This window comes from Herbaspirillum sp. Her4, assembly GCF_057961335.1.
In genome coordinates this window covers 5,573,337-5,583,631 of record NZ_CM176330.1, presented here as the reverse complement: position 1 = coordinate 5,583,631, position 10,295 = coordinate 5,573,337, and the positions used below count along the sequence as shown (strand labels likewise).

The 10,295-nt window shown below is 62.6% G+C and carries 13 protein-coding genes; 10 read left to right on the top strand and 3 right to left on the bottom strand.

Annotated features, from left to right (window positions below; genetic code table 11):
* Nucleotides 1-18: 18 nt before the first annotated feature.
* Nucleotides 19-534, bottom strand: a complete 516-nt coding sequence (locus ACWFUC_RS25245) for a type IV pilus twitching motility protein PilT (RefSeq protein WP_489637395.1) — start codon at nt 532-534, stop codon at nt 19-21.
* 72 nt (nt 535-606) lie between these two features.
* Here ACWFUC_RS25245 and ACWFUC_RS25240 point away from each other — a divergent pair, with 72 nt between their 5' ends.
* The 4 genes from ACWFUC_RS25240 to ACWFUC_RS25225 all read left to right on the top strand — a co-directional run bounded on the left by ACWFUC_RS25240 (nt 607) and on the right by ACWFUC_RS25225 (nt 3,254).
* Nucleotides 607-1,308: a YggS family pyridoxal phosphate-dependent enzyme gene (locus ACWFUC_RS25240; protein WP_489623729.1), complete on the top strand. Its 702-nt coding sequence runs from the start codon at nt 607-609 to the stop codon at nt 1,306-1,308.
* Between the two features lie 85 nt (nt 1,309-1,393).
* Nucleotides 1,394-2,206, top strand: coding sequence for a pyrroline-5-carboxylate reductase (gene proC / locus ACWFUC_RS25235; RefSeq protein ID WP_121043767.1), 813 nt, complete (start codon nt 1,394-1,396; stop codon nt 2,204-2,206).
* The gene (locus ACWFUC_RS25230; RefSeq protein ID WP_489623728.1) at nt 2,206-2,964 is read left to right on the top strand and encodes a peptidoglycan DD-metalloendopeptidase family protein; all 759 of its coding nucleotides are present in this window, start codon (nt 2,206-2,208) and stop codon (nt 2,962-2,964) included. Before proC ends, ACWFUC_RS25230 begins: the two co-directional genes overlap by 1 nt.
* A gap of 62 nt (nt 2,965-3,026) precedes the next feature.
* The gene (locus ACWFUC_RS25225) at nt 3,027-3,254 is read left to right on the top strand and encodes a hypothetical protein (RefSeq protein WP_134136588.1); all 228 of its coding nucleotides are present in this window, start codon (nt 3,027-3,029) and stop codon (nt 3,252-3,254) included.
* 7 nt (nt 3,255-3,261) lie between these two features.
* Here the strand turns inward: ACWFUC_RS25225 and ACWFUC_RS25220 are convergent, their stop codons facing one another.
* Nucleotides 3,262-3,921: a thiopurine S-methyltransferase gene (locus ACWFUC_RS25220; RefSeq protein WP_121043761.1), complete on the bottom strand. Its 660-nt coding sequence runs from the start codon at nt 3,919-3,921 to the stop codon at nt 3,262-3,264.
* A gap of 64 nt (nt 3,922-3,985) precedes the next feature.
* Nucleotides 3,986-4,840 carry a 4-hydroxybenzoate octaprenyltransferase gene (ubiA, locus tag ACWFUC_RS25215; protein WP_259433152.1) on the bottom strand — a complete coding sequence of 285 codons (855 nt, stop codon included), beginning with the start codon at nt 4,838-4,840 and terminating at the stop codon, nt 3,986-3,988.
* A gap of 295 nt (nt 4,841-5,135) precedes the next feature.
* Between ubiA and ugpB the strand changes: the two genes are divergently transcribed.
* From ugpB to ACWFUC_RS25185, 6 genes are all read left to right on the top strand, one after another.
* Nucleotides 5,136-6,449 (top strand): sn-glycerol-3-phosphate ABC transporter substrate-binding protein UgpB, encoded by a 1,314-nt coding sequence (ugpB, locus tag ACWFUC_RS25210; RefSeq protein WP_252695658.1) that lies wholly within the window; start codon nt 5,136-5,138, stop codon nt 6,447-6,449.
* A gap of 175 nt (nt 6,450-6,624) precedes the next feature.
* Nucleotides 6,625-7,509, top strand: a complete 885-nt coding sequence (gene ugpA / locus ACWFUC_RS25205; RefSeq protein ID WP_489623726.1) for a sn-glycerol-3-phosphate ABC transporter permease UgpA — start codon at nt 6,625-6,627, stop codon at nt 7,507-7,509.
* A 52-nt stretch (nt 7,510-7,561) separates the two neighbouring features.
* Entirely contained in the window at nt 7,562-8,413 is an 852-nt protein-coding gene (gene ugpE, locus ACWFUC_RS25200; RefSeq protein WP_034341291.1) for a sn-glycerol-3-phosphate ABC transporter permease UgpE, read from the top strand.
* Between the two features lie 34 nt (nt 8,414-8,447).
* Complete coding sequence (locus ACWFUC_RS25195; protein WP_489623725.1) at nt 8,448-9,542, top strand: sn-glycerol-3-phosphate import ATP-binding protein UgpC; 1,095 nt, start codon at nt 8,448-8,450, stop codon at nt 9,540-9,542.
* A 90-nt stretch (nt 9,543-9,632) separates the two neighbouring features.
* Nucleotides 9,633-9,923, top strand: a complete 291-nt coding sequence (locus tag ACWFUC_RS25190; RefSeq protein WP_343725779.1) for a nucleotidyltransferase family protein — start codon at nt 9,633-9,635, stop codon at nt 9,921-9,923.
* Nucleotides 9,924-9,937: 14 nt separating this feature from the next.
* Complete coding sequence (locus ACWFUC_RS25185) at nt 9,938-10,282, top strand: HepT-like ribonuclease domain-containing protein (protein WP_338033861.1); 345 nt, start codon at nt 9,938-9,940, stop codon at nt 10,280-10,282.
* Nucleotides 10,283-10,295: the final 13 nt, after the last annotated feature.

Genomic DNA, 10,295 nt, shown 5'->3' with positions numbered 1-10,295 from the left:
TTCATAAGGATCTTAAAGCTATGGACAAGTTATATCACAAAGCAAAAAGTATGGATCTTCGAGGGTGAGGATGTGGACCGGGCGCGTCTCATTGATGAGCCTGACCATGGCCGCCAGCGTGCTGCTCTTGCCCGACCCGGTCGGCCCGCTCACCAGCACCAGGCCATGCGGGCGGGTGGCCAGTTCGGCACAGGCGGGCGGTGCGTGCAGTTCGGCCAATGCCGGCGGCTGCTGGCCCAGCGGGCGGATGGCGGCGGCCGGGCCGCGTTGCTGGTGGAAGGCGTGGATGCGGAAGCGGCCCAGTCCCGGCAGCGCCAGGGCGAAGTCGCAATCGGTCCCGGCGCGGTAGTGCGGCTGCAGGGGCGCGGGCATCACCGCCAGCAGGGATTGCTGCAGGTGAGCGCCGTCCAGCGGCTGCAGGTTGATGCGGCGAATGGCCCCGTGGACCCGCAGCAAGGGGGGTAGCCCCGCACAAAGATGCAGATCGGAAGCCTGATTCCTGACGGCAAATGCCAGTAGGGTGGCAATGTCCATTTATAATCCCGGCAAGGTTGGACCAACAATATCGTTATCTCCCTGCAGGCTGCCCCTTCCGGCTCCCGGATTATGTCGTCAATCGCTCAACACTTGCAACACGTGCAACAACAGATCGCCCAGGCTGCCGGCCAGGCCGGGCGGGCTCCATCCTCGGTGCAACTGCTGGCCGTTTCCAAGACCTTTGGACCGGAGGCGGTGGCCGAAGCAGTGGCCGCCGGCCAGCGCGCCTTTGGCGAAAATTATTTGCAGGAAGCGCTCGACAAGATCGCCGCGCTGCCCGCCCTGGTGCCGGATACGCCACTGGAATGGCATTTCATCGGCCCCATCCAGAGCAACAAGACCCGGCCCATCGCCGAGCACTTCGACTGGGTGCATTCGGTGGACCGTCTCAAGATCGCCCAGCGCCTGTCGGAACAACGGCCTGAGGAACTGGGCGCACTCAACATTTGTCTGCAGGTCAACATCAGCGCCGAAGCGAGCAAGAGCGGCCTGACCCCGGAGGAATTGCCCGAGGTCGCGGCCCAGGTGGCGCAATTGCCCCGGCTGCGCCTGCGTGGCCTGATGGCGATCCCGGCCCCCAGCGACGATATGAAGCAACAGCGCGCCGCCTTTGCGGCGGTTCGCGGCCTGTATGAACAATTGCGCACAGTCGGACTGCCGTTGGACACTCTGTCCATGGGCATGTCGGCCGACCTGGAGGCAGCGGTGGCCGAAGGGGCCACCATCGTGCGGGTCGGCAGTGCCATCTTCGGGGCAAGGCATTACGCGTGATGGCCCGTGAGGGGGCTCGCGATTTGGCCCCTGTGAAGTTTTTTACCCAATCATCAAGCCTCAACACAAGACACAAGGAGCGGAAGTGAAGATAGCGTTCATCGGCGGCGGCAACATGGCAGCGGCATTGATCGGCGGACTGGCCGGCAAGGTCGCGGCGGCAGAAGACATCCACGTGGTCGATCTCAATGCCGATGCGCTGCAGGCGCTCAAGGACAAGTTCGGTGTAACGACCGCGCAGTCCATCGATGGCACCCTCGCCAACGCGGACGTGGTGGTGCTGGCGGTCAAGCCGCAGCAGATGCGCGAGGTGGTGGCCAGCTTGAAGCCCTTCATCGGGGCCCAACTGATCGTCTCGATTGCCGCCGGCATCCGCATGGTGGACCTGTCGCGCTGGCTGGATGGCCACCAGGCCATCGTGCGCGCCATGCCCAATACCCCGGCCCTGATCGGCAAGGGTATCTCGGGCGTGGTACCGCATGCGCAGGTCTCGACCCTGCAGCGCGCCCAGGCCGATTCCATCCTCAAGGCCGTGGGCGAGACTCTGTGGCTGGACAGCGAAGAAAAGCTCGACGCCGTCACCGCCGTCTCCGGCAGCGGTCCGGCCTACGTGTTCTACTTCCTCGAAGCGATGGAGCAGGCGGCAGCGCAATTGGGCCTGTCGCCGGAAGACGGCCTGCAACTGGCCAAGGCGACCTTCGCCGGTGCCACCGAACTGGCGCGCCGCTCCGATGAATCCGTGGCCACGCTGCGCGAGCGCGTGACCTCCAAGGGCGGCACCACCTATGCCGCGCTGACCAGCCTGGAGCAATCGGGCGTGAAGGGGGCCATCGTGCAGGCCCTGCAAGCCGCCGCCCATCGCAGCAAAGAGCTGGGCGACGAGTTCGGCAAGGCCTGATGGGACAGGCTGACCGCTTCTTGGGCCTGCTGGCGGCCTTGCCGCTGGCGTCGGTGCTGCTTCTGTCCGGCTGCGCCTCCACGGCCGACAGCGAGGGCTATTACACCGTCAAGCGCGGCGACACGCTCTACAGCATCGGCCGCGATTTCGACCAGAGCCCGGCCAACCTGCGCACCTGGAACCGCCTGCGCAATCCGGATGATCTCGAAGTCGGGCAGCGCATCCTGGTGCGCCCGCCGGCTGGCGTGGTGGCCCGTACCGGTGCCGGGCAGACGCCGCGTGCGTCCGCCTCTTCCGGTGCGGAGAGTACACCGCGCAAGAATGCCGGCAAGCCCGCCGCCAAACCAGCGCCCAAGTCGCAAGATGATGACGATGCCCCGGCCCCGGCCGATGCCAAGCTGGACTGGATGTGGCCGACGCAGGGCAAGTCCGCGCCCAGCGCCGACAGCTACAAGAAGGGCATCGACATCACCGGTACCCAGGGCCAGACGGTGGTGGCCGCTGCAGCGGGCAAGGTGACGTATGCCGGGCATGGCATTCGCGGCTACGGCAACATGGTGATCATCAAGCACACGCCGCAGCTGCTGTCGGTGTATGCGCACAATGCGACGATCACGGTCAAGGAAGGCCAGATGGTCACGCGCGGCCAGCAGATCGCCACCATGGGCAACAGCGATACCAACAAGGTCAAGCTGTATTTCGAAATCCGCCGCAACGGCAAGCCGGTCAACGTGATGGCGCTGCTGCCGGCGCGTTGAGGCAGCGGCACGCGCATCTACGCGTGCCGCCCTTGACGCCATCTCAAGAATCAGGAATTCACATGGCCAAACTGGAAGACATCGTGCGCCGGCAGAAGACCGGCGCCACCTTCGTCATCAGCGCACAGATGCTGCAGATGACTCCGCGCGAATTCGACGCCTTGGCCCAGGTCTGGGACGACGAGGGCGGCCCCGGCTTCAATGTGGCCGGGGTGCCGTTTCGGGTAGTGGTGGAGGGGGAGTTCCTCATCAGCCGGGTGACGGTGGTGAGGACGACGGCTGAGGTCTGAGGGAAGCTCAGCCCTTGCGCTGCAAGCGATACACCACCGTATCCAGCGCCCGCAATCCGCGCTCCATGAACTTGGGTTCCTTCTCCAGGATATCGCGCCGGTCGATGGCCACCGCCTCGCTGTGCGATGCGTAGAGGCGCAACACTTCTTCCTCGGCCACCGAGAACGGCGGGCCTTCCATTTTTTCCTGATCGTATTCCAGCGTGATCAGGAGGCTGCGTGCCTGGGCTGGCAGCCGTCCATAGATCTCTTCCACGTAGCGCGCACGCATGTCCGGGGGCAGGGCGATGAGGGCGGCGCGGTCGTAGGCACCCGCACAACTGGCCAGGGTGGCATCCTCCAGCGCGAAGATGTCGCCGCAGATCAGTTCGATCTGTCCCGCCACGTAATGGCGGCCCTGCGCGCTGTCATGCACCAGCGGGGACAGTTGATGTTCGCTGAAGAACTGGGTAATGGCCAGTTCCGACAACTCCACCCCCAGCACGCGATGGCCCTGTTCGGCCAGCCACAGCATGTCCAGCGACTTGCCGCACAAGGGCACCAGCACCGTGCTGCCGGCCGGCAGCGCCAGTTGCGGCCAGTATTTCTGCAGCAGCGGGGTCACCCGCGACTGGTGAAAGTGCGTCCGTCCGTCGCGCCAGCGTTCGAGCCAAAATTCCGCTTTCATCCCGTTTCCTTTGAATTTTCGCCAAGCAGCCGCAGGGCCTGCCTGGCATCAATGCATCAGCACATCAGCGCATCAGGTAATCGAGCGCCACACCGGCGAAGATCGCCGCACCCAGCCAGTTGTTGTTGTTGAAGGCCGCGAAGCAGCGCATGCGGTCGCGCTCGCGGATCAGGGTGTAGTGATACACGGCAAAACCGCAGGCCACCAGCATGCCCGCCGTGAACCACAGCCCCAGTCCGTATTGCAGGCCGACCACCCAGATCAGCGCCAGCGCCGCCACGTAGCACAGCATGATGGCTGCGACATCGTAGCGGCCAAAGGTGATGGCCGAGGTCTTGATGCCGATCTTCAGGTCGTCGTCCCGGTCCACCATCGCATACTCGGTGTCATAGGCCACTGCCCAGAAGATGTTGGCCACCAGCAGCACCCAGGCCGCCAGCGGCACGCTGCCGGTCACGCTGGCAAATCCCATGGGAATGCCGAAGCCGAAGGCGATGCCCAGGTAAGCCTGGGGGATGGCGAAGAAACGCTTGAAGTACGGATAGCTGCCCGCAATGATCACGGCCGCCACCGACAGTTGCAGCGTCAGCGCATTGAGCGGCAGGATCAGCAGGAAGGACACCAGCGCCAGCACCCCGGCCACCATCAGCGCTTCCCACGATTTGATCTTGCCGGAGGTGAGGGGGCGCTGTTCGGTGCGCTTGACGTGCCGGTCGAAGTCGCGGTCGGCATAGTCGTTGATGGCGCAGCCGGCCGAACGCATCAGCACCGTACCCAGCACGTAGATCACCAGGATGCGCCAGTCGGGAACGCCGCCCGAGGCCAGCCACAGCGCAATGAGCGTGGGCCACAGCAAGAGCAGGATGCCGATGGGTTTGTGGGCGCGCACCAGCAGCGCGTAAAGCCTGAGCCTGTCCATGGAATGTCCGCAAAATCGAAAGTCCGCATTATAATTCGCGTCGCCGTTTCCGCACCGTCGTGCTTTTCAAGGCTTGTTTGCGGATGAGCTGACAAAGTGCTGACAGTGGAGGCTGTGTGCTACACATCAGCAAAACTTATAAAAACGAATTCTTATATTCCGAGACATCCCCGGGTTTCGTGCTGCAAGGCCACATGCATTTCTTTTGCCCAAAGCCGGCAGTACGGCTAATGTAACGCGGCTGTCATGGAGCGTTGTTAGCATCAAAACCCCTTTTTTCGAGAGGTCCCCTCTGATGAACATGATGAAAACGCTGATCGCGACCGGTGTCCTGGCGACGATCACTTCCTCTGCCTTCGCTGCAACCGAGATCACCTGGTGGCATTCCATGACCGGCGCCCTGGGCGAACGCGTCAATGCCCTGGCCGACGACTTCAACAAGACCCAGGGCGATTACAAGATCGTGCCGGTCTACAAGGGGACCTACGACGAATCGATGTCGGCCGCCATCGCCGCCTATCGTGCCGGCAATGCGCCCAGCATTCTGCAGGTGTTCGAAGTGGGCACCGCCACCATGATCTACGCCAAGGGCGCGGTCAAGCCGGTGTATGAAGTGATGCAGCAGGCCGGCGAGAAGTTCGACCAGAACGCCTACGTGCCTGCGGTGGCCGGTTACTACTCGACCCCGAAGGGCATGATGTCCTTCCCCTTCAACAGCTCCACCACCATCATGTTCTACAACAAGGACATGTTCGCCAAGGCCGGTCTGGATCCTGAAAAGCCACCCGTCACCTGGCAGGAATTCGTCGGCATGGCCGCCAAGATCAAGGCCAGCGGTGCCTCGTGTGCTTACACCACGACCTGGCAATCCTGGGTGCATTTGGAATCGTTTTCAACCTGGCACAACGTTGAGCTGGCCACCAAGAACAACGGCTTCGGCGGCCTCGATGCCCGTCTGAAGATGAACAGCCCGCTGCACGTGCGCCACATCGAGAACCTGTCGAACTGGGCCAAGCAGGGCTACTTCACCTACGCCGGCCGCAAGGACGAGGCCAATGCCAAGTTCAATGCGGGCGAGTGCGCCATCATCACCGGTTCGTCCTCGGCCTATGCGGATATCCGCAAGAACGCCAAGTTCAAGTTCGGCGTGGCCACCCTGCCGTATTACAACGACGTGCAGGGCGCACCGCAGAACACCGTCATCGGCGGTGCCTCGCTGTGGGTCATGAACGGCAAGAAGGGCGAAGAGTACAAGGGCGTGGCCAAGTTCTTCAGCTACCTGTCCAAGCCGGAAGTGGCCGCCAAGTGGCACCAGGACACCGGCTACCTGCCGGTCACCAAGGCCGCCTACGAGCTGACCAAGAGCTCCGGTTTCTATGAGCGCAACCCGGGCACCGACGTCGCCGTCAAGCAGATGATCGTCAAGACCACCGAGAAGTCGCGCGGCCTGCGTCTGGGCAATTACGCCCAGGTCCGTACCGTCTTCGACGAGGAACTGGAAAACGTCTGGACCGGCAAGAAGACCGCCAAGGAAGCCCTGGACTCCGCCGTCAAGCGCGGCGACGAACTGCTGGCTCGTTTCGAGAAGGCCAACAAGGGCAACCAGTAAGTCTCATCAACAACACCTCCCGTCCTGCCTGAACGCGGTGACGGGGCAGGAACCGGCGTTGTACTTCGTGATCGCGGAGGGCAGCGCCGGCTTCCGTTTTGAGATGTCGGCAAGCTGACATCCGTTTTCGATTCATTCAACTTCTGCGGCCAGGCGATCCCTGGCTGGAACGATCGTGGAAAAACGCGCGCGATTCACTTCGAAGTGGTTGCCTTATCTGCTGGTGGCACCGCAGATCATCATCACTTTGCTGTTCTTTTTCTGGCCGGCCATCCAGGCCTTGTATCAGTCCATGCTGCTGCAGGATGCCTTCGGCGGCTATTCCGAATTCGTCTGGTTCGACAATTTCAAGACGCTCTTTGGCGATCCGACCTATCTCGAATCCTTCCGCACCACTGCGCTCTTCTCGGCGCTGGTGGCCTTCTTCGGGCTGGCGCTCTCGCTGCTGCTGGCGGTCTTCGCCGACCGCGTGCGCCGGGGCGCTTCGGTCTACAAGACCTTCCTGATCTGGCCTTATGCGGTCTCGCCGGTGGTGGTGGGGGTGCTGTGGATGTTCCTGCTGAGTCCCTCGCTGGGCATCCTGTCGCACGTACTGGCCTGGCTGGGCTTGCCTTGGGACTACATGATCAATGGCACGCACGCCATGATCCTCATTGTCATTGCCGCCATCTGGAAGCAGATCAGCTACAACTTCCTGTTCTTCCTGGCCGGCCTGCAATCGATTCCCAAGTCGCTCATCGAAGCGGCGGCCATCGATGGTGCGGGTCCGGTCAAGCGCTTCTTCACCATCGTCTTCCCGCTGATCTCGCCGACCACCTTCTTCCTCTTCGTGGTCAACGTGGTCTATGCCTTCTTCGATACTTTCGTCATCGTCGATGCCACTACCCACGGCGGTCCCGGCAAGGATACCGAGATCCTGGTCTACAAGGTCTTCACCGATGGCTTCAAGGGCGGCGACCTGGGCGGCTCGGCGGCGCAATCGGTGGTGCTCATGGCACTGGTGATCCTGCTGACCGTGGTGCAGTTCAAGTACGTTGAAAAGAAGGTGCAATACGCATGATGCCCATCCTCAACAACGCTTTCCTGATCTTCCTCACTGCAGAGGTGGCCGCATGATCGAACGCCGTCCCGTCCTCGATTTCCTCAGCCACGTGGTCCTGGTGCTGGGTGTGCTGATCGTGTTCTTCCCGCTGTATGTCGCCTTCGTGGCCAGCACCCAGACCGCCGAGCAGTCGGCCCTGTCGCCGCTGTCGCTGGTGCCGGGCGGGGAATTCATCAACAACTACAGCGCCGTGCTCTTCAAGGGCGCGGCCGGGCAGGTGACCGCACCGCCGGTGCTCAACATGCTGTGGGTGAGCCTGGCCACGGCGCTCATCATCGCCATCGGCAAGATCTCCATCTCCATGCTGTCGGCCTTTGCCATCGTGTATTTCCGTTTTCCGGGGCGCGGGCTGTTCTTCTGGATGATCTTCGTCACGCTGATGCTGCCGGTGGAAGTGCGTATCACGCCGACCTACCAGGTGGTGTCCGATCTCGGCATGCTCAACAGTTACGCGGGCCTGAGCGTACCGCTGATTGCCTCGGCCACGGCCACCTTCCTGTTCCGCCAGTTCTTCCTGACGGTGCCCGATGAGCTGGCCGAAGCCGCGCGCATCGACGGGGCCGGGCCGCTGCGCTTTCTCAAGGATGTGCTGTGGCCGCTGTCGCGCACCAATGTCATCGCGCTGTTCGTGATCATGTTCATCTATGGCTGGAACCAGTACCTGTGGCCGCTCATCATCGCCACCGACACCAGCATGTATCCCATCGGCATCGGCATCAAGACGCTGATCTCCGGCGGTGATTCGGCGGTGGAGTGGAACCTGGTGATGGCCACCATGATTCTGGCCATGCTCCCGCCGGGGCTGGTGGTGGTGGTGATGCAGAAATGGTTCGTCAAGGGCCTGGTTGATTCCGAGAAATAATTTATATCATTCCGAGAGTTAGAGACTGACAATCATGGCAGCAATCCATCTCAAGCAAGTCCGCAAGACCTATGGCGCCGGCGCCAAGGCCGTCGACGTGATCCATGGCATCGATGCCGACATCGCCGATGGCGAATTCATCGTCATGGTCGGGCCCTCGGGCTGCGGCAAATCCACGCTGCTGCGCATGGTCGCCGGGCTGGAAGAGGTCAGCAGCGGGCAGATCGTCATCGGCAAGCGCGTGGTCAATGACCTGGAACCCAAGGAGCGCGACATCGCCATGGTGTTCCAGAACTATGCGCTGTATCCGCACATGACGGTGTACCAGAACATGGCGTATGGCCTGAAGATCCAGGGCCTGTCCAAGACCGAGATCGACGAGCGCGTGCAGCGTGCCGCCGCCATCCTGGAACTGGGTGCGCTGCTGGAACGCACGCCGCGCCAGCTCTCGGGCGGCCAGCGCCAGCGCGTGGCGATGGGGCGCGCCATCGTGCGCAAACCGGCCGTGTTCCTCTTCGACGAACCGCTCTCCAACCTGGACGCCAAGCTGCGCGTGCAGATGCGGCTGGAAATCCAGAAGCTGCATGCCAGCCTGCGTACCACCAGTCTCTATGTGACCCACGACCAGGTCGAGGCCATGACCCTGGGCCAGCGCATGATCGTGATGAATCGCGGCGTGGCCGAACAGATCGGCACCCCGGCTGAAGTCTATGCCCGTCCGGCCACCACCTTCGTGGCCAGCTTCATCGGTTCGCCGCCGATGAACCTGCTGCAGGGCAGCCTGTCAGCTGACGGGGCCAGCTTCGAGGCCAGCAAGGACGAGGCCACCGCTACCGTGCGCCTGCCGCAGCCGGTGGCTGGTGCGGCCGGCCAGGAGCGCATCCTGGGCGTGCGGCCGGAACACCTGCTGCCCATCCTCGATGGCTCGGCTGCGCAGCTGTCACTGGAAGTGGAGCTGGTCGAAGCGCTGGGTGCGGAATTGCTGGTGCATGCGCGCTGCGGCGGACAGTCGCTGGTGCTGCGTTGCCCGGCCAATGTGCCGGTCAGCACCGGTCAGCGCATCGGGGCGTCGTTCGGGGCGGGGGATGTGCATTGGTTTGATGTGACGACGACCAAGCGTTTGGTTTGAGCTGGTGGGGCGTTGTGGCGCAGCGCAGGGCCGGTTGCCTCTGCTCCGGGCTTCACCTATGATGAACGCCTTACCGAGGAAGATCACACCATGAAACCTTCTGAAGCCCTTGCCTCTCATCGCGCTGCCATCCGGCAAGTCGTGGAAGCGCATCACGCGCGCAACGCCAGGATATTTGGTTCGGTCCTGCATGGAGAGGATACCCAGAGCAGTGATCTCGATCTCCTCATCGATCCGACGCCGGAGACGACGCTCATGGACGTCGCCGCCATTCAGGTAGAACTGCAGCGCTTGTTGGGGGTGACGGTCGACGTACTGACGCCCAAGGCACTGCCCGAGGCTGCTCGCAACCGGATTCTGGCGGAGGCTCGGCCGGTATGAACAGGTCCGGGCGTGTGCCCGATTACCTCGACCACATTCTTGAGGCCATTGCGCGCATCGAGCGCTATACGGCCGATATGGTGGAAACGGTCTTCCTCGACAGCGAGCTGGTACAGGATGCCGTCATCCGCAATATCGAAATCATCGGCGAGGCCGCCAACAACGTCATGCGGGTTGATCCGGAGTTCGCCACCCGCAACGACCATATTCCGTGGATGATCATGTACACGATGCGCAACCGTGTCGCGCATGGATATGACAAAGTGGATGTCGGTGTCGTCTGGAAAACCATACAGCGCGATCTACCCCCGCTGTATCGTGACGTCCATGCCTTGAGGACGGCGTTGTCAGCGCCCTGATGGCGCTGACATC

Excerpts from the sequence above, each read along its gene's own strand:
- ugpE (WP_034341291.1), top strand. The coding sequence starts at position 7,562 with ATGATCGAACGCCGTCCCGTCCTCGATTTCCTCAGCCACGTGGTCCTG.
- ugpB (WP_252695658.1), top strand. The coding sequence starts at position 5,136 with ATGAACATGATGAAAACGCTGATCGCGACCGGTGTCCTGGCGACGATC.
- ACWFUC_RS25220 (WP_121043761.1), bottom strand. The coding sequence starts at position 3,921 with ATGAAAGCGGAATTTTGGCTCGAACGCTGGCGCGACGGACGGACGCAC.
- ACWFUC_RS25230 (WP_489623728.1), top strand. The coding sequence starts at position 2,206 with ATGGGACAGGCTGACCGCTTCTTGGGCCTGCTGGCGGCCTTGCCGCTG.
- ACWFUC_RS25240 (WP_489623729.1), top strand. The coding sequence starts at position 607 with ATGTCGTCAATCGCTCAACACTTGCAACACGTGCAACAACAGATCGCC.
- ACWFUC_RS25245 (WP_489637395.1), bottom strand. The coding sequence starts at position 534 with ATGGACATTGCCACCCTACTGGCATTTGCCGTCAGGAATCAGGCTTCC.
- ACWFUC_RS25190 (WP_343725779.1), top strand. The coding sequence starts at position 9,633 with ATGAAACCTTCTGAAGCCCTTGCCTCTCATCGCGCTGCCATCCGGCAA.
- ACWFUC_RS25225 (WP_134136588.1), top strand. The coding sequence starts at position 3,027 with ATGGCCAAACTGGAAGACATCGTGCGCCGGCAGAAGACCGGCGCCACC.
- ubiA (WP_259433152.1), bottom strand. The coding sequence starts at position 4,840 with ATGGACAGGCTCAGGCTTTACGCGCTGCTGGTGCGCGCCCACAAACCC.
- ACWFUC_RS25195 (WP_489623725.1), top strand. The coding sequence starts at position 8,448 with ATGGCAGCAATCCATCTCAAGCAAGTCCGCAAGACCTATGGCGCCGGC.